This window comes from Photobacterium leiognathi, assembly GCF_030685535.1.
GTDB classification, from domain to species: domain Bacteria; phylum Pseudomonadota; class Gammaproteobacteria; order Enterobacterales; family Vibrionaceae; genus Photobacterium; species Photobacterium leiognathi.
On sequence record NZ_CP131601.1, the window covers coordinates 77,084 to 95,672 of the forward strand.

Below are 18,589 nucleotides of genomic sequence, written 5' to 3' on the forward strand. Positions count from 1 at the left end.
AAAACCATGTCTATCCAGTGCGAAGTAAAGTCAGTACAACCCTTAGCCGCGAACACGTATCGCATTTTGTTAAAGCCTGAGCAGGCGATTGATTTCAAAGCGGGACAATACCTGCTTGCGGTAATGGGCGAGAAAGATAAACGTCCATTTTCAATTGCTAGTAGCCCATGCCGTGAAGGCGAGCTTGAGCTACATATTGGTGCGGCAGAGCAAAATGCGTATGCATTAGAAGTCGTAGAAGCGATGAAAGCGGCATTAGATTGCAATGAGCCTGTCGTGGTTGATGCAGCCCACGGTGAAGCATGGCTGCGCCATGAAAGTGAGCGTCCACTACTGATGATTGCAGGTGGTACTGGTTTTTCTTATATCCGTAGCATGCTCGATAACTGCATTAGCCGTGGTTTAACTCAGCCTATCTTCGTTTACTGGGGCGGTCGTGGTATCGATCAGCTATATGCCAATGAAGAGATGCAGGCGTTAGCGGCAAAACACGGCAACATCACCTATGTGCCAGTGGTTGAAAATGCCCCTGAAAATTGGTCAGGCAAAGTCGGTAACGTATTGGATGCGGTAGCAGAGGATTTTGTTTGCTTATCAGCGTACGACATCTATGTTTGTGGTCGTTTTGAAATGGCTGGTGCGGCGCGTGAACGTTTCTGCAATGAAAAAGGTGCGCACCGCGAACACATGTTTGCCGATGCCTTTGCTTTTATCTAAGTAATAAAGATTCATTAAAAAGCCAGCGTTAACGCCTGTCTCTTGATCACAAGTCATTGTGTTCAAGAGACTTAGCTAGTTCATATCCTTCAAGGATGGTTTGTAACCTAAACCATCCTTGCCATAATGTCTTTACAGAAGCGCGACCCGTCCGCTTGGTATCTTTCCAACCACCTAACCGTGCAATACTTTTGTAAGCCCACGATATATTTGGTGCTTCTTTGGGCAGCTTTTTCTTCTCCAATTTTAACCACATAAGCTTCCACGCTTTACCTTTTAACACCCGTTCACAACAGCTACTAGATAACTCTTTAGATTCGTTCATAAATCTTAACTGGAGTAAACGAGTAGCAATAAATGCCAAAATAACACTGAGCCTTTCTAAGTTATCTTTACTTTGCATTCTCAGTTGTTCAACTTGCGTGCCTTCACTTTTCCAAACCTTGTGAAAATCTTCTATCAGCCAACGACGCTCATAATAACTGACGATGTTAAGTGCTTCCTCTTTGTTCGTTACAGGCTCTGATGTCAGTAAATGCCATGCGAGCTTGTCGTCACTCTCACCTTGCTCTATACATCCAACATAGTAGAGAGAGATATTATCGAACTCTTTTTTATTGGCGGGAGACTTAAGTGTCACGGGAGCATATTTGATGTCTAGATGAGCCGTGCGGGACTTACGACCGCCTTTTTGCGGTATTTTTAGCTCTTTGTTTCCTGCTGATAACAACTTGGAAGCGTAGTCATAAAGACGATTATCATGCTCCTCGATACAGCGACTTTGCATTGAGCGAACGATAAATCGTTGTTGTTGCTCGTGCTTGTAAGTGAGGTACTCGAATAAATCGGCTTCTCTATCACATACAGAAATAACCTCTGACATTTTCTCGCCTAGTCGCTCTGCAACATGGCGAGATGCTTGTTCCCATTTATAACTTTCTTTTTCTTTGTATGGTCGAGTTGCGTGCTGGTGTCTTTGACCACGTTTTTCAATATCTCGGGTCCAGCGTTGTTGTTCGATTAAACCAACTACAGTGTGAGTTTCGGGAGCAAAAAGCAATGTTGAATGAACGAACATTGCTCGGTGTCGATTACCTTGATTGGAATGCCCGAGTGTATCTTGTATGCTGTGATGTGAGTAACTTAGAGAAGTGGTATCTTCCAATGCAAGCAGTGTTTGTTGCTCTAAAGCTTCTTGTGCTGTGACATAGAATCCAGCTTCTGCAATATCTTCTGCTTTGATTTGGTCATTACGAATAAAGCGATAAGCCCCTTCCATATCGGCTGGGGAGATGATGAGTTTTGAGATAGGGATACCAGGTTGTTCAGCCAGAGAGGTAGCTAGAGCAACGAGTCTTTGAGTGCGTCTTGGGTCATTAAGATCGGCTTGACCGAATTGTTTTTGAGCCCAAAGAGTTGGTTCTATATAGGTCATCATAATCATCCTTATCATTGCTTAGATGATCAGATCATGAAACATAAAATTAGTTCAAAAAAATCCCCAAGCATTGGCTTAGGGATTTGTGTATAAGAGACAGGCGTTAACGCTGGCTTTTTTGTCTCTGAAGTAGGGGATTAAGCGGTAGCTTGTGCTTTGCGTTTAACCCAAGTTTCGTTGATCCACAGTGACAACATGATAATGATACCGCCGATAATTAAGCGCGGATAATCCACATCTCGATTCCAAATCACAATATTCACAATCAATCCGGCAGGGACTAATGCGTTATTCATGATTGCCAGTGCGCCCGCATTGACTTGGGTCGCCCCTTTATTCCAAATGAAATAACCAACCCCTGATGCAATGACTCCAAGATAAATCAACACACCCCATTGCACGTCTGTGGTCGGCAATTTTGCGGTATTACCAAATAATAGAAACATCGGTAGTGCGACACAAATTGCGCCGATGTAGAACCAACCGAACACCGTATGCTGCGGTAGATCTGTGCTCTCTTGTTCCATAATACGTTTATAACCAACTTGTCCGATGGCAAAACACAGGTTAGCGCCTTGAACGATGAAAAAGCCAATGATGAAGTCTTGGTTAATGCCTTCAAACTTAATAACGGCGGCACCCAGTACGGCAATGGCTGCGGTTAATAAATACCAAGGTGAGAACTGCTTGTGCAGCGCATCATAAATCAAGGTGACGTAAATCGGCGTGAAAATGGTAAATAGCAGCACTTCAGGTACGGTGAGATACAAGAAAGATTGGTAATAAAAGCAGTACATAATGCCAAGTTGGAACGCGCCAATGACCATGAGTTTGAGCGCTAACTTGGGAAGGATGTGTTTAAAGCGCAGAAATGGCAAAAAGACGAGGACGGCAAGGCTGACACGGGTGAGAACGGAGAACCAAGGATCAACCTGACCTGCTAGGTAGACGCCAATTAAACTAAAAGAAAACGCCCACAACAGGGTGATAGCAGATAAATATCCCATTCGTTACAACATCCGTTCAATCAATTAAGGATGCTCAGTGTAACTAAAGATAATGTTATCGCCTACGGCAGTGACAGTGGAAAGTAACAGGTATGAGCAGCAGCCAAAGGATCTGGCTGCTGGATGACAAGTCGGATTATTTTAGCGGTACCATCAGTAAGTCGACAGGTGTGCGGCTTAATAGCTGACGGGTAGAAGACAGGATTTTGCTCCAGAAATCTTGGTGGTGACCACAGATCACCAAGTCGATATCCATGTTCTTAATGGCATTGCAAATTTCTTCACTCAGATCGCCACTGCCAACCAAAGTATGGGCAACAGGATAATGAGCTTCTTGCGCTAAACGATGAAGTTGCATTTGAGCATCACTTTCAGCACGCTCGTGCATTTCTGCTAAATTAATATCAATTAATCCAGTGTAGAGATCGGCATAATCAACATCGATATGGATCAGAGATAATTTCGCATCGAGCGCTTTAGCCAGTAGTGCTGCTTTGTGAACCAAAACTTCACTATCTTCTGATAAATCAATGGCGGCAAGGATATGTTTGTAGACCATTAGCTGACACTCCATCTTCATTTGTTTGATTCATAGTAGCACTGAGAATGGAGCAAAAATATCGGTTTGGTCGCATCTTGTTGCGTATTTTGCGGTAAATTATTTTTCACAAACAACAAAGCGTTTTTGTTGTTATTTTCGTATCTTATGAAAGTTAAAGACAATTATCTCAGTATTTTTTTTACGTTAGTTGCATTCTAAACAATGCGCAGTGACAATGTCTTGATTACACTTAAACAAACAGGAGTAGTGCAATGTTAGCCAAGGCTATGGTGGATAACCTAAACGAGCAAATCAATTTAGAATTTTTCTCTTCTAACCTGTACCTGCAAATGAGCGCATGGTGTGAAGATAAAGGTTTTGAAGGTGCTGCCGAGTTTCTACGCGCTCATGCCGTTGAAGAAATGGAGCATATGCAGCGTTTGTTTACTTACGTAAGTGAAACAGGTGCAATGCCAATTTTAGGGTCAATTGCAGCGCCTAAGCATGAATTTGCTTCGCTAGGTGACGTGTTCCGTGAAACATACGAGCATGAGCAGTTGATCACCAAGAAAATTAACGAGTTAGCGCATGTTGCATTTACTACGCAAGATTACTCAACCTTTAACTTCTTGCAGTGGTATGTGGCAGAGCAACACGAAGAAGAAAAACTGTTTAAAGGCATTTTAGACAAAATTGAATTAGTCGGTGAAGACGGTAAAGCACTATTCTTTATTGATAAAGATTTAGCAGCAATGGCAAAAGCAGAGTCTACATCTGTTATGGATTCACAAGCCTAATATTGATAGGGAGCCAATTTGGCTCCCTTGTCTCCCGGTGAGTGAATCATCAATTTTTGGGGAGAGAAAAAGATGAGTAGTGATGCATTTCTTTTCGCGCTATTTTTAGTGGCGGTCGTTAATACTTCTCGTTATATCAGTACATTACGTACTTTGCTGGCGGTAATGAGAGAGTGCGATCCTTTGCTTTATCAGCAAGTTGATGGACGCGGTTTCTTTTCTTCTCAAGGTAATGTCAGCAAGCAAATCCGCTTATTTCACTATATTCGTAGTGAGCAATATAAAAAGCATCATGATCCGGTGTTCATGGCAAAGTGTATTAAAGTGCGCAAACTTTTCGTCCTTGCCAGTACCTTTGTGATTGCTTTCTTTATCTCGATTTTTGCGGTGGCTTTCCTCGGTTACTGATCTCTCTTCGACAGATACCTAAAAACCTACCTTTTAGGCTGGCTTTGCGCCGTGCCTGATGTTTAGTATGATCTCAATATAATATGATTGATAGGCTATATAGGTAGCCTATTTTTATGCATTGCGCTAACTATAGAGAAACAGAAAGGTATGGAAAAATTCATGCATTGGTGGGCGTCTTTAGAAAAAGGCGCATCTGTCGATTGGATGTATAACATTGGCTTATTGTTACTATTAAGCTCGGTGTTATGGGGTGGATGGATCCTATTATCACGTCGTTTATCTACAGTGGCAGAAAAGAGCCAGTTTATTTGGGATGACGCGCTGATCAGTGCCATTCGTGCGCCAATCACCTTATGTATTTGGGTGTGGCCGGGCTTACTGTCACTGGGTATTTTGGTCGATAATTTAACCACGTATTCCAGCAGTTCATTATCAACAATCCGCCATTTATTGATCATCTGGACGATTGTTTGGACCCTGTTTCGCTTAATAGCCAATATGGAGCACACCATATTGGAAAACCGTCCGCAGCGTGATGCGACCACGGTGAATGCGATTTCCAAGATATTACGTCTGATCGTAATGGTGTTTGGTGGCTTAATTGCCATGCAAAACCTCGGCTTGAGCTTATCGGGTTTATTAACCTTTGGTGGTGTCGGTGGTTTAGTGGTCGGTATGGCAGCCAAAGATCTACTGGCTAATTTCTTCGGTGGCATGATGCTGTATTTTGATCGCCCGTTTAAAGTCGGTGATTGGATCCGAAGCCCAGATCGCCAAATAGAAGGCACGGTGGAGAAAATTGGTTTCCGTATGACCATTATCCGCACCTTTGATAAGCGTCCCTTGTATGTGCCGAACTCGGTATTTAGCTCAGTGGTGGTAGAAAACGCCTCTCGCATGCTCAACCGCCGTATTAAGCAAAGTGTCGGTCTGCGTTACTGTGATGCAGCAGTGGTCGGTGATGTGGTGCGTGATATTAAAACCATGCTACAAAATCACCCTGATATAGATACCCGTCAAACCTTGATTGTGAGCTTTGATACTTATGGTGCCTCGTCGCTTAATATCTTGGTGTATACCTTTACCAAAACGGTTGAGTGGATTAAATACAAAGACGTGCAACAAGATGTGATGCTTAAAATTGTGGAGATTGTTCATTCACACGGTGCGGACTTTGCGTTCCCAACCACAACATTAGATATGCCTGCAGCGGCATCTACGGCATTGGCGTCGATTGAGCGGGTTCAGCAAGCGTAATAGGTTTGCTATCAGGATAAATTATTACGGTTGGTATTACGCCATTAGGTAGGTAAAATAGCCGCCGCAAGAGAGAAAGGATGCTAGCGTTTAGCATCCTTTTTTCGTTTTTCCTTGGTGTTTTTGAAAGGCAGAGAGTAATTCATGGCAAATAAATACGATGTCGTCATTATTGGCGCTGGCGCAGCTGGGCTGATGTGTGCAGCAGAAGCTGGCAAGCGTGGTCGCTCTGTATTAGTGGTCGATCACGGTAAGAAGCCAGGGCGTAAAATCCTGATCTCAGGTGGCGGTCGTTGTAACTTTACCAATATGGATGTGGCTGCGAACAACTATGTTTGCCGTAATCCGCATTTTGTGAAATCTGCGCTATCTCAATACACCCAATGGGATTTTATTGGCATGGTATGCCAGCATGGGATTGATTATGAAGAGCGCGATCATGGTCAGCTATTTTGCTTAGATTCCGCCAAAGATATTGTCCAAATGCTGTTGGCTGAATGCGATATGCCAAATATTGCTCAGCGTTACCAAGTTGATGTCCATAGCATTGCAAAGACCGAATCTGGATTTACTCTAGGGCTTAACACTGACACTGTCAGTTGTGAATCGCTGGTGGTAGCAACCGGTGGCTTATCAATGCCGAAGCTGGGCGCAACCCCGTTTGGTTATCAAATTGCTGAGCAGTTTGGCTTGAAAATGATCCCAACCACCGCAGGTCTTGTGCCGTTTACGTTGCATGTTGAAGATAAAGAAGCGCTCGCGGATCTATCTGGTATTGCCGTGCCAGCGGTGGTGGAAACCGAAGATGGTACGTCGTTTAAAGAAAATTTATTGTTTACCCACCGTGGTTTGTCAGGCCCTGTGATTTTACAGGTATCGTCATACTGGAAGCCGGGACAAAAGATCACTGCTGATTTACTGCCGCATTTAACCTTGGCAGATACACTCAATGAGATGCGTGAAGCACATCCGAACCAAAGCTTGAAGAACTCGCTGTCTCGCTTACTGCCGAAGCGTTTAATTGAAGCGTTGATTGAGCGCGGTGATGTAGAAGATAAGCCGTTAAAGCAGCTTAATCATAAAGAGCTCGCGTTATTGAGTGAATACTTCCACCAATGGCAAATTGCTCCTAATGGTACAGAAGGCTATCGCACTGCTGAGGTGACATTAGGTGGTGTTGATACTGATGAACTATCCTCAAAAACCATGGAAGCGAAGAAAGTGAAAGGTTTGTTCTTTGCTGGTGAAGTAATGGATGTGAGTGGCTGGCTTGGTGGCTATAATTTTCAATGGGCATGGAGCTCAGGTTATGTTGCTGGACAGTATGTTTAATTGAGTCATTAAAAATTATTTGTCATCAGATAAATTAATTTAAGCGATTAATATTGATATCACCGTATTTAGATAAATTATTTAAATGGGTGATATCAACGAGTTAACGTTATTATTAGAAATAATAAAAAATAAACCTTTACAATAATAAGTTCTAAGCCAATAATGGCGTCGCTCTGTTGTTCAGAGTTATTAATGAAACATCAAGTAAAAGTAAAACCTCAGAATTCCTTCGTTATTGTTGTCATCCTCAGTGTTTCCCTTAGCTTCATCGTCACATTCAATAATTCAAGCTTTCAGCGCATCGTATTATTTACGATAAACACAATGAATTTTAAATAAAATAAGGGACACAATTATGTCACTATCTAAATCAACTGGTTCTGTTAAGTGGTTCAACGAAGAGAAAGGTTTTGGTTTTATTACTCAAGACAATGGCGGTGCTGACGTATTCGTTCACTTCCGTGCTATCGCTTCTGAAGGCTTTAAAACACTAGCTGAAGGTCAAAAGGTTTCTTTTGATGTTGAGCAAGGTCAAAAAGGCTTACAAGCTGCTAACGTTGTAGCTTTATAAGAATTTTAATTAGCGCAAGCAGTGAATAATGTTTGCGCTGATTTAAGTAAAAACAATCAGTTATACAGTATCATAGTAAATAATAACCACTTTCTATATCTGCTTTTTTGTATTTGTCGTTACGTTCCTATTTCCCGCGTTACCCTATAATCAATCGATTTATTCTCACTCATCTGTCATGACTTGCGCCTTAAAAGATATCTTTTAATGGGTTTAAGTTAATCACAAAGCTAAGGATATGCTTATGTCTCGATCTATTGGTCGTAAACGATTTTGGTTTCAACAAAGTCGCCATACAAATACATTTAATAACACTAAAAAAGAAGCAGTAAAATAATGAATGTTAATTTTAATTTAGTAAAAAACAATCACTCATGGAATTCTACTATTCACCAATTAAACAGTGATGTTTTAACCCGTCATGTGTTAATGAAAGGGGATGTCGATAACGTTGATATTTCATTTTCTTATTGTGAGAAGACCTGTAAAGGTAAAAAAAATTCAGATAATGCGATTATCGGTAATTTTTCTATCACTTTTTAATACTCTAAGGGTATTAAAATAATCGAATATAGTTATTCGTTTATTTTAATAATCTTACTCGCTGAAAATTGAAATTTGTCATCTTTTTCGTAGAAGAAAACTGTTTATCGCTGCATTTATGTTGTTTTATCCGTGTTTCCCTTTGCTTTCTCGATAGTTCAAACATCGTTATTTCGGCCGTCGCGTGTTGCGACACCTCAATGAAATAAACATAAGGGACACACTATGTCTAATAAAACACTTGGTTTAGTAAAATGGTTTAACAAAGAGAAAGGTTTTGGTTTTCTAACTCAAAACAATGGCGGCGCTGATGTCTTCGTTCACTTCCGTGCAATCGCTTCAGAGGGTTTTAAAACCTTAACTGAAGGTCAGAAGGTCTCATTTGATGTTGAGCAGGGCCAAAAAGGTCTGCAAGCAGCGAATGTTGTCTCGCTTTAATATCTTATAGATAAAAAGAATGCTGGCTAAGGCCAGCATTTTTTATATGTGTGCAATAACGAGCGTCTAATCAATATGAGGTTAAGTACTTGTTCAGTTTTAATTTTATACCTTATAAGTATTACCTTGTACGCGACAAAGACTACGTGACGTGTAGCAGGGATATAAAGATAAAGCTGCAGGGAAGCGGCACAAATTGCTCCACTTGATTGCTCATACTCTCCATTCGTAGTTTATTCTCTCCTAAGCTTCCTATTTAAAACATCCTTAACTGCTCCGCTGGTTTATTTGTCGAAAACAGCTCTCAATTGTTATTAGCATTAGTTATTGGGCGCATAAAAAAATCCCCACTCAGAGAGCGGGGATTTAGGGTAGTCACGTTATCGAATTACTCGATTCGGGTGCTTATTTTTTGATACATAGAACGTGGTATTTACCGTTCTCGATCTCTGCACCTTCTGTTTCGTGTTCGAAACCAGGGAATTCAGCATCCCAAGCTTCTAGTGCTTTCAAGTACTGGATTTGAGGACTTGTTTCGTCACCGAAGTTCTCACCACCCATTAGCATTGGGATGCCTGGTGGGTAAGGGATCACTGAGTGCGCTGCAACACGACCTTCTAGTTTATCCGATGGTACTAGCTCTACTTCGTTAGACACGATGTGCTGGTAAGCAGTACGTGGTTTCATGTCCATTTCTGGAAGAGTAGAGTAAGCTTTGTTTAGTACTTGGCTTGGGTTGTGACGTACTAGGTATTCAAACATTTGGTTACCTAGATCTTTCAGACCAAGACCTTTGTAAACTTCTGGAGCAGATTCAACTAGCTCTGGAAGAATTGTTTCTAGTGATGCGTTTGCATCGTAGTGACGCTTGAATGACAACAGTGTGTTGATCAATGTGTCACGTTTACCTTTAGTAATACCCATTGAGAATAGGAACATTACTTGGAAGTCAGTAGTACGAGTAGGTACGATACCGAAACGGCTTAGGTATGCAGTAACTAGTGCTGCAGGTACACCTGTTTCTAGGAATTCGCCTTTGTCGTCAAGTCCTGGAGTTAGTAGGCTAACCTTGATTGGGTCAAGCATACACCAGTCGTTGTCGATCTCGTCAAAACCGTGCCATTTGTCGCCTGGGTTTAGTTTCCAGTTTTCTTGGATAGTCATTAGCGCTTCAACAGAAGCATCTTCAAACTTCACTTTGTCACCGTTAGTTTCAGTAACAGTTTCTGCGTTCCAAGGCTTGAAGAACCAGTCGTTTTCGCTTGTGTAGTCGTTGAATAGCTGACGCATGTTTTGACGGAAGATGATCGCTTCGCGGTTTACTTCGTCAGTTAGTGTCTTACCACTCTCGCCCTTCATCATGTTCGCCGCAATGTCGTTAGACGCACAGATTGCGTATAGAGGCGATGTAGATGTGTGCATCATGTATGCTTGGTTGAAGCGATCGAAGTCGATTGCATCTTCACCGTTACGTACGTGGATGTATGAAGCTTGAGATAGTGCGTTCAATAACTTGTGAGTTGAGTGAGTCGCAAATACTGTTGGGCCTTCGTGGTCTTTAGCATCGCCACGCATCGCAAAGTGACCCTTGTAGATAGGGTTGAAGCGAGCGTAACCGAACCATGCTTCGTCCATGTGAATACGGCTAGAGCTATCAGCTAGTAGCGATTCAGTCACTTCTGAGTGGTAACATAGACCGTCGTAAGTACAGTTAGTTACTACAGCGTAGCTTGCTTTTTTCTCATCAGCGTTGAATGGGATTTCAGCAGCATCAGCTTTCTTAGCAATGCCTTCTTTGCTCATTTGAGCTTGGCTGATTGGACCGATGATACCGTAGCAGTTACGGCTAGGAACCATGTAGATTGGTCGTGCACCAGTTAGGATCAGACCTTGCTCGATTGATTTGTGACAGTTACGGTCAATGATCGCGATGTCGTCATCTTTCAAACATGCTTGCATGATTGTACGGTTTGAACCTGAAGTACCAACGATACCTGAGTAAGATTGGTGTGCACCGAAGATCTTAGATGCTTCAACTTCTGAATCTTTGAATGCGCCGCTGTGGTCAAGTAGTGAACCTAGAGAAGCACGTTCGATACCCATATCTGTACGGAATAGGTTCTCACCGAAGAACTTGTAGAACTGGTTACCAGCAGGTGTCTTAGTGAAACCGATACCACCTTGGTGACCAGGTGCAGACCATGAGTACTCATGGATGTCGTTGTAGTGCATCATCGCTTTCATGAAAGGAGGTAGCACTTGTGAGCGGTAACGACGCATTGCTGCAACGATACGGCCTGCAACGAAGTCTGCAGTGTCTTCTAGTACTGAGTAACACTCATCAACACGTTCCATTAGCTGGCGGTTGTTTAGGATAGAAGTACGTGCGCGTTCTGCTAGTAGGAATACTGGCACCTCAGCTTGACGTGCTTGTAGTGCTGCTAACAGATCAACTTCTTCGTGAGAGTTAACAATTTGTTCTTCAGTTTTGTCTAGTGCAAGTACAAGGCTGTCGATTTGAGAAGCCATGATTACTGCACGCGCATCTTCGTAAGAAGTTGCTGTTACGATTTCGATAGTGCGGTCAGAAAGTTCTTTAATAAGAGACTTAGTCGCGCGGTCAGCGTAGCTGTTTGGAATAATGTTTTGGTGCTCGATAACGAGTGCACGCATTTTATTAGTACTATTGTTCATAATAACGCCTGAATAAAATGATTGGTTGGCAGGTACGAAAGTCCGCAACATAAAAATTATGTAGTGATTAAACGTCGTGCCGAATATTTCAGGAGGGGAATAAATAATGTCGGTTATTAATTTTTAATTTTAATAAGAGACGTATTTTTATTTATTCCCGTATCCCTTTAGGTTGTTATTAATAAATTTCTTTAATATCGAATTTATTAAATCTTAATTAGTTTGCTTTTACTTCTGGTTTAGTATCGCGTGCTGCGATGAAACCGTAGAAGATGTAACCGAATAGAGTCAAGATAGTGCCGCCGAATACTGCTGTTGCACCACAAGCGTATACACCGTAGATACTGTAGATAACTGCTAACGTACCCACAACAGCGCCTAAGCGGTATTGTTTTGGTGTAACCATGTTTTTGCGTAGCATTACTTCCAGACCTGTCATAGATAGGATGTAAGGCACCATGTTGATAAATACTGCTAGGTTTAGTAGCGCGTTGAACTGGTTAATCAAGTCTGGAGAAATTGTCATCATCGCTAGTGCAAGTTCAGCAACTAACATGATTAACATACCAGCGATTGGCGCACCTGCTTTGTTTGTTTTAGCGAAGATTTTAGGGAATAGACCTTCATCTGCCGCAGCTTTTGATACTTGAGCGTTGGTGAACTGCCAACCTAGTAGCGAACCGATACATGCGATTACTGCTGCTAGTGTAACGATGTTACCTACTGTTGGGTTAAACATGTGGCTAAATACTAGGCCAAATGGTGCAGTAGATGCTGCTAGTTCTGCGTTAGGAATAATACCTTGGATAACACCAGTAGAGGCAATGTAGATAACCGCTGCGAAACCTGTACCGAATAGAACGGCTAGTGGTACGTTACGCTCTGGGTTTTCAACTGCATCAGAGTTAGCACCCGCAGATTCAATACCTAGGAATGCCCATAAAGTCAGTGCGATACCTGAAGATACAGAGTGCATTGTAGTGTCGTGATGTGGGTTCCATGCGCTCATGAAAGTTTGTGGATCGAACCACCACCAACCGATAACAGATAGACCTAGTACAGGTAGGATGATACCCCAAACAGTGAATGCTGAGATTTGACCTGTGATCTTAGGACCACCGAAGTTAGCAACCATAGTTAGAATAAGTACAGCACACACACCGAAGAAAGTGTGCATTGGTGTATCTAACCAAGGCATGAATGGCTTGATGTAACCAACAGCTGATACGGCGATTGCTACACAACTAATTACAAGACATACATAGTATGTGTAAGAAGAGATAAAGAAAGATGATTTGCCGTGAGCTTCTTCCGCGTAAGCTGACATGCCGCCAGAACGTTTACAGAAAGCACCACATTTAGCGAATGTGTAAGCAATACACATTGCACCTAATGCTGTAACTACCCAAGATAGCATTGAGATTGCACCAACTTGAGCCAAGCTCGCTGGTAGCATAATAATACCTGAACCCATCATATTAACTGCTACAAGAACAGTTAATCCGACTAGACCCATTTTTTTAGTGCTAGTATCTGATGACATATATTCACCTATGATTAAAAGATAATAACAATTAATAAAAATTTAATTGTTATCGTGATATTCAATTAATGTGTTCAAAGGTGATTTCAATAATAACGTTAAACTTATTACTTATTATTTTCTAATTGGGGGAAGTAATTAAAAAATAACTCATATATAAATCTTAATGAGTAAGAGTTATATATGAGGGCGAAATCATTTGCCCCTTGAACGAGGTGTATAATGCGACTGTTTTGTTGAAAAAAAAACGTTAAATTCGGAATGAAACGTTCCATTTTTAGTGCTAAAAATGGAAAACAGTATCGTTATTCGATCAGTCATTTTCGACAATAAGTCGACTGCATAACTCATTAGTGTTCTATGTATCACAAAAATAATTCACAATAACAATGACTTGTACATTGCATAGATCATTATTTATCACACAAAAAATGCTTAAAAAGTGAATATGGAAAATATAGTTATGCATAATTAGTGCAGTTAAATGCCTTTTGTATGACATTTATTTTTTTCTTAATGGGGGTTAAGTTTTGCTTAAAAGCGAAAATAAGCTGTTTTTGAGCAAAAAATCGCTTTTATTTTGACCTATGTGGTTTGTACTTAAATAAGGTGTTCATTTTTCGTTAAGTTTAAATGGAATATGAATGGTTTTTTTAATCGTTTTTTGTAATAAAAATAAGCAAACATTTTAATATTTACCCCAAATTATAATATTATTCCTATAAAGTATACTTGTGTTTGGGTGGTAATTGAGTGTGAAAAACAAATTAGGCTTTACACTGATTGAACTCGTAGTAGTGATTGTTATTTTAGGTATTCTCGCGGTAGTCGCAGTGCCTAAATTTATGCAAATACAATCAGATGCGCGTAAAGCTGATTTACATCAACTGGCTGGTACATTGCAATCAACAGCAGCAACCGTAAATGCTAAAGCCATGGTTGAAGGCAAAGAGACAGCACTCAATGGTACGGTTGATGGTATTTCAATTGCTAATGGCTACCCTACTGCAACTGAAAAGGGCATTGTGAGTGCGCTATCGTCACCAGAATCCTGGTATCGCTACCCTATAGATATGAAAAAGCTGGCGTTAGGCGATCATTTTTGGAGTGATTGGGCTGGCAGTAAATTACAACTGAATATGGGTATGATGGTCTTTTCGCTTAAAGATCTATCAGGGCTGACGCAAAAGCAGATCTTAGATAGCCACTGCTATGTCATATATACGGATTTAGCCGCTGGTGCAGAAAAGTCAGCACCAGATAACGATTCTGCCGATAGTTATGATGATGCGAAGGGTGGATGGCGGCATAAGCTTTATCAATTACATAAGCGAATTTGGCAGAAAGGGATTTGCCCTTATGTATTTAAGCTTATGAAGCTTGATGGCTACTTTACTATTTGTCATAGCGAAGATAACCATAAAGAAGCAGACACACCTGACAAAATGAATTTGATCAACGCGCCCACGATCACTGTGGTTGATGATAAGTGTTGATATAAAGAGGCAATAAAAAAGGCGCTATGTAGCGCCTTTTTCTATTTTTTCGCATTATGCTGGGGTGACGCGGGACGTACCATCAGCGGAGATATTGATTTGTACACGCTCACTACGATGGAATAGCACGTTAGGGTTAACCTGCTGAACAATAGAAACGGTACGACCACTATCTAGCTTAATGGTTAGGTTTACACCATTACGCTTAGTCACTTCATTACCTGCTTCGTTACCTAGGTAACCGCCTAATAGTGCACCGCCAATTGCCGCGATTTGCGAGCCAGTACCACCGCCTACACCTGAACCTAGGATGCCACCAATGGCACCGCCAGCAAGGGTACCAATACCGTTACCATTACCATTTAGTGTCACACCTTGAGTACGTAGCACTGTACCGTAATACACTTCTTGCATTTGGCGTGCATCGTTAACATTGTAAGCATTACCGTAAGGGTTGGCTGCACAGCCTGCTAGACCTAAAGTAGACAGGATCACTGTCAGAGCAAGGATCTTCGTTTTCATTTTATTTCTTCACTAAAAATACAGTGTTTAAATATTGAGTGTAATTTGAGCTTATTCGATAAGAAAAGAAAGCGCGAAAACTCATATTACAAAAACAATAAACGTAAGGTGCTGAATATATTACCGCGTTTTTGAATGACCACTTTTATCAGCATGGAAAGTTGCAATAAATGCATCGAAATAGTGCTGTAATTGGGACGCTTCATCGGCTAATTGCAGTGCATCAAGCAAGCTTATCCCCACCTCACAAGTACAAAGATTACCGTCTTGTTGATTACGTCGTAGGGCGTAATTAGATGCTTGCTGCGGGGTTAATGCTAAGCGTGGTAGCGCACTGAGCCACGGGCTTTTTCGTACCATTTTCTTTGCTTCTTGCCATGTTGCATCAAGAATAATAAAGAGGGGAATGGCGCCCTTTGACGTTGAAGCGAGTGACACACTTGGATGCTCATCATCGCTAGGGAAAACTAAATAAGCGTGATAACGGGGATCGCGCAGTTGCTCAATTAACTGTGTTGGCGGCTCGGTGCGCTGCCATACATCTACACGGCAATGAGGCAAACTGTTCAGCATCAATTTGCCTGTGTTAGTGTCTTTATTAAGTTCACGAGGATGGGTTAATAAAACAAAGTGAGCAGAGCATTGCAGTGCGGGCTCATACTCGCAAATACAGTTGTGTTGAAAGCCACAACGAGGGCATGACATGGGTATTTCTCCTAACCTCAAAGACATCCGAAGTGTGGCATAAACTTTACCGTTAAGTCACGGTTGTGAGACGTTAATCTTGCTTAGTTAGTACCAACCCGTTGGTGCCTAAATGGTATTTCTGACCATTAACGGTTTCTTCTGTTGCTGTCAGCTGTTGCTTGCTTGGATCAAAGGTATAAATACGCTCGCTATTCAATCCATGGTGTGAGGTCATATTCACTTGCAGCTGGGTGTCACTGAGAGCTTGCCAGTTCCCGTTTTCTTTTAGACTTGGATCGCCATTGGTGTATTCATAAGTGGTGGTGGCAGTGTGATCCCCTTTGAGGCTCAAGTGAGTTGTTAAGCCCATTTCTGGCGCACTTTGATATTCACCCACCCAAGTACTATTACTCTCGTCGCCACCAAAACTCAGGCTGCTTGGTAACCAGCTAGCACAGCCTGTTAATGTGGTTGCAGCAAAAATAAGGGCGAGTGGTAACCGTGAAACTGTCATTTTATTCTCTCTATGGTAGGCTCAAATTCATGAGGAAGTTGGCAATCGTGGTATAACAAAATGGCCTATTGGTTATTCAAAACAGAACCAGACACATTTTCTATAGACACCCTAAAGCAGATGAAAGTTTCACCTTGGGAAGGGGTTCGAAACTATCAAGCCCGTAATATGTTACGTGATGAAGTAAAATTAGGGGATCAGATCTTCATTTATCACTCATCGTGTAAAGATGTTGGGGTGGTGGGTATTGCTACCGTTACCAAAGCATCGTATCCCGATCATTTTCAGTTTGATCCCGAAAGCCCGTATTTTGACCCGAAATCTGATCCTAACAACCCACGTTGGTTTATGGTCGATATCGAGTATCAACGCCATTTACGTTTAGTCAGTTTAAAGCGTATGAAAGCTAACCCCGCCTTAGCAGACATGCCATTAGTGAAAAAAGGCAGTCGCTTAAGTGTGATGCCTGTAACCGAGGCACAATGGCAGGAAATCCTGACCATGACAGGGCAGTTCTAATACTCTAAAAGAGCTTAACAACTGAAATAAAAAAGGCTGCGCGAGGCCTGTCTCTTATACACAAATCCCTAAGCCAATGCTTGGGGATTTTTTTGAACTAATTTTATGTTTCATGATCTGATCATCTAAGCAATGATAAGGATGATTATGATGACCTATATAGAACCAACTCTTTGGGCTCAAAAACAATTCGGTCAAGCCGATCTTAATGACCCAAGACGCACTCAAAGACTCGTTGCTCTAGCTACCTCTCTGGCTGAACAACCTGGTATCCCTATCTCAAAACTCATCATCTCCCCAGCCGATATGGAAGGGGCTTATCGCTTTATTCGTAATGACCAAATCAAAGCAGAAGATATTGCAGAAGCTGGATTCTATGTCACAGCACAAGAAGCTTTAGAGCAACAAACACTGCTTGCATTGGAAGATACCACTTCTCTAAGTTACTCACATCACAGCATACAAGATACACTCGGGCATTCCAATCAAGGTAATCGACACCGAGCAATGTTCGTTCATTCAACATTGCTTTTTGCTCCCGAAACTCACACTGTAGTTGGTTTAATCGAACAACAACGCTGGACCCGAGATATTGAAAAACGTGGTCAAAGACACCAGCACGCAACTCGACCATACAAAGAAAAAGAAAGTTATAAATGGGAACAAGCATCTCGCCATGTTGCAGAGCGACTAGGCGAGAAAATGTCAGAGGTTATTTCTGTATGTGATAGAGAAGCCGATTTATTCGAGTACCTCACTTACAAGCACGAGCAACAACAACGATTTATCGTTCGCTCAATGCAAAGTCGCTGTATCGAGGAGCATGATAATCGTCTTTATGACTACGCTTCCAAGTTGTTATCAGCAGGAAACAAAGAGCTAAAAATACCGCAAAAAGGCGGTCGTAAGTCCCGCACGGCTCATCTAGACATCAAATATGCTCCCGTGACACTTAAGTCTCCCGCCAATAAAAAAGAGTTCGATAATATCTCTCTCTACTATGTTGGATGTATAGAGCAAGGTGAGAGTGACGACAAGCTCGCATGGCATTTACTGACATCAGAGCCTGTAACGAACAAAGAGGAAGCACTTAACATCGTCAGTTATTATGAGCGTCGTTGGCTGATAGAAGATTTTCACAAGGTTTGGAAAAGTGAAGGCACGCAAGTTGAACAACTGAGAATGCAAAGTAAAGATAACTTAGAAAGGCTCAGTGTTATTTTGGCATTTATTGCTACTCGTTTACTCCAGTTAAGATTTATGAACGAATCTAAAGAGTTATCTAGTAGCTGTTGTGAACGGGTGTTAAAAGGTAAAGCGTGGAAGCTTATGTGGTTAAAATTGGAGAAGAAAAAGCTGCCCAAAGAAGCACCAAATATATCGTGGGCTTACAAAAGTATTGCACGGTTAGGTGGTTGGAAAGATACCAAGCGGACGGGTCGCGCTTCTGTAAAGACATTATGGCAAGGATGGTTTAGGTTACAAACCATCCTTGAAGGATATGAACTAGCTAAGTCTCTTGAACACAATGACTTGTGATCAAGAGACAGGCGCGAGGC

General features: G+C 41.7%; 19 protein-coding genes. 11 read left to right on the top strand and 8 right to left on the bottom strand.

The genetic code is table 11. The annotated features are described in order from the left end of the window. Nucleotides 1–6: 6 nt before the first annotated feature. Complete coding sequence (gene fre / locus Q7674_RS07155) at nucleotides 7–717, top strand: NAD(P)H-flavin reductase (protein WP_045066387.1); 711 nt, start codon at nucleotides 7–9, stop codon at nucleotides 715–717. Nucleotides 718–763: 46 nt separating this feature from the next. Here fre and Q7674_RS07160 read toward each other — a convergent pair whose 3' ends face one another. From Q7674_RS07160 to Q7674_RS07170, 3 genes are all read right to left on the bottom strand, one after another. Beyond that, a complete protein-coding gene (locus Q7674_RS07160; protein ID WP_305424111.1) occupies nucleotides 764–2,152 on the bottom strand; it encodes an IS4 family transposase in 1,389 nt (462 codons plus the stop codon). Between the two features lie 140 nt (nucleotides 2,153–2,292). Beyond that, nucleotides 2,293–3,162, bottom strand: coding sequence for a carboxylate/amino acid/amine transporter (locus Q7674_RS07165; RefSeq protein ID WP_045066243.1), 870 nt, complete (start codon nucleotides 3,160–3,162; stop codon nucleotides 2,293–2,295). A gap of 136 nt (nucleotides 3,163–3,298) precedes the next feature. Beyond that, nucleotides 3,299–3,721 (bottom strand): universal stress protein, encoded by a 423-nt coding sequence (locus Q7674_RS07170; protein ID WP_008988254.1) that lies wholly within the window; start codon nucleotides 3,719–3,721, stop codon nucleotides 3,299–3,301. 254 nt (nucleotides 3,722–3,975) lie between these two features. Here Q7674_RS07170 and ftnA point away from each other — a divergent pair, with 254 nt between their 5' ends. The 7 genes from ftnA (at nucleotide 3,976) to cspE (Q7674_RS07205) (ending at nucleotide 9,055) form a co-directional block, all read left to right on the top strand. Beyond that, nucleotides 3,976–4,500, top strand: coding sequence for a non-heme ferritin (ftnA, locus tag Q7674_RS07175; RefSeq protein WP_008988253.1), 525 nt, complete (start codon nucleotides 3,976–3,978; stop codon nucleotides 4,498–4,500). A 72-nt stretch (nucleotides 4,501–4,572) separates the two neighbouring features. Next, on the top strand, nucleotides 4,573–4,908 hold the full coding sequence (gene uspB, locus Q7674_RS07180) for a universal stress protein UspB (RefSeq protein WP_008988252.1): 336 nt from the start codon (nucleotides 4,573–4,575) through the stop codon (nucleotides 4,906–4,908). 150 nt (nucleotides 4,909–5,058) lie between these two features. After that, nucleotides 5,059–6,168 (top strand): mechanosensitive ion channel family protein, encoded by a 1,110-nt coding sequence (locus Q7674_RS07185; RefSeq protein WP_008988251.1) that lies wholly within the window; start codon nucleotides 5,059–5,061, stop codon nucleotides 6,166–6,168. 144 nt (nucleotides 6,169–6,312) lie between these two features. Further along, on the top strand, nucleotides 6,313–7,500 hold the full coding sequence (locus tag Q7674_RS07190; protein WP_045066242.1) for a BaiN/RdsA family NAD(P)/FAD-dependent oxidoreductase: 1,188 nt from the start codon (nucleotides 6,313–6,315) through the stop codon (nucleotides 7,498–7,500). Between the two features lie 358 nt (nucleotides 7,501–7,858). Next, nucleotides 7,859–8,074 (top strand): transcription antiterminator/RNA stability regulator CspE, encoded by a 216-nt coding sequence (gene cspE / locus Q7674_RS07195; RefSeq protein ID WP_008988249.1) that lies wholly within the window; start codon nucleotides 7,859–7,861, stop codon nucleotides 8,072–8,074. A gap of 336 nt (nucleotides 8,075–8,410) precedes the next feature. Further along, on the top strand, nucleotides 8,411–8,617 hold the full coding sequence (locus Q7674_RS07200) for a hypothetical protein (RefSeq protein WP_305423407.1): 207 nt from the start codon (nucleotides 8,411–8,413) through the stop codon (nucleotides 8,615–8,617). Nucleotides 8,618–8,842: 225 nt separating this feature from the next. Further along, nucleotides 8,843–9,055, top strand: a complete 213-nt coding sequence (gene cspE / locus Q7674_RS07205; RefSeq protein WP_045066241.1) for a transcription antiterminator/RNA stability regulator CspE — start codon at nucleotides 8,843–8,845, stop codon at nucleotides 9,053–9,055. A gap of 405 nt (nucleotides 9,056–9,460) precedes the next feature. Here the strand turns inward: cspE (Q7674_RS07205) and adiA are convergent, their stop codons facing one another. Together adiA and potE are read right to left on the bottom strand one after the other, a co-directional pair. Continuing rightward, the gene (adiA, locus tag Q7674_RS07210; RefSeq protein ID WP_080562910.1) at nucleotides 9,461–11,749 is read right to left on the bottom strand and encodes an arginine decarboxylase; all 2,289 of its coding nucleotides are present in this window, start codon (nucleotides 11,747–11,749) and stop codon (nucleotides 9,461–9,463) included. Between the two features lie 217 nt (nucleotides 11,750–11,966). Continuing rightward, a complete protein-coding gene (potE, locus tag Q7674_RS07215) occupies nucleotides 11,967–13,292 on the bottom strand; it encodes a putrescine-ornithine antiporter (RefSeq protein WP_008988245.1) in 1,326 nt (441 codons plus the stop codon). Nucleotides 13,293–14,047: 755 nt separating this feature from the next. Between potE and Q7674_RS07220 the strand changes: the two genes are divergently transcribed. After that, a complete protein-coding gene (locus tag Q7674_RS07220) occupies nucleotides 14,048–14,788 on the top strand; it encodes a type II secretion system protein (protein WP_305423410.1) in 741 nt (246 codons plus the stop codon). A 54-nt stretch (nucleotides 14,789–14,842) separates the two neighbouring features. Here Q7674_RS07220 and Q7674_RS07225 read toward each other — a convergent pair whose 3' ends face one another. The 3 genes from Q7674_RS07225 to Q7674_RS07235 form a co-directional block, all read right to left on the bottom strand. Further along, nucleotides 14,843–15,310, bottom strand: a complete 468-nt coding sequence (locus Q7674_RS07225) for an outer membrane lipoprotein (RefSeq protein ID WP_305423412.1) — start codon at nucleotides 15,308–15,310, stop codon at nucleotides 14,843–14,845. 120 nt (nucleotides 15,311–15,430) lie between these two features. Further along, nucleotides 15,431–16,015, bottom strand: a complete 585-nt coding sequence (locus Q7674_RS07230) for a tRNA-uridine aminocarboxypropyltransferase (RefSeq protein ID WP_045066239.1) — start codon at nucleotides 16,013–16,015, stop codon at nucleotides 15,431–15,433. 73 nt (nucleotides 16,016–16,088) lie between these two features. Then, nucleotides 16,089–16,511, bottom strand: coding sequence for a COG3650 family protein (locus Q7674_RS07235; protein WP_008988240.1), 423 nt, complete (start codon nucleotides 16,509–16,511; stop codon nucleotides 16,089–16,091). Between the two features lie 60 nt (nucleotides 16,512–16,571). On the opposite strand from Q7674_RS07235, the gene Q7674_RS07240 reads away from it, so the two are divergent. After that, the gene (locus Q7674_RS07240) at nucleotides 16,572–17,030 is read left to right on the top strand and encodes an EVE domain-containing protein (RefSeq protein ID WP_045066238.1); all 459 of its coding nucleotides are present in this window, start codon (nucleotides 16,572–16,574) and stop codon (nucleotides 17,028–17,030) included. Between the two features lie 150 nt (nucleotides 17,031–17,180). Continuing rightward, on the top strand, nucleotides 17,181–18,569 hold the full coding sequence (locus tag Q7674_RS07245) for an IS4 family transposase (RefSeq protein ID WP_305424111.1): 1,389 nt from the start codon (nucleotides 17,181–17,183) through the stop codon (nucleotides 18,567–18,569). Nucleotides 18,570–18,589 lie beyond the last annotated feature (20 nt).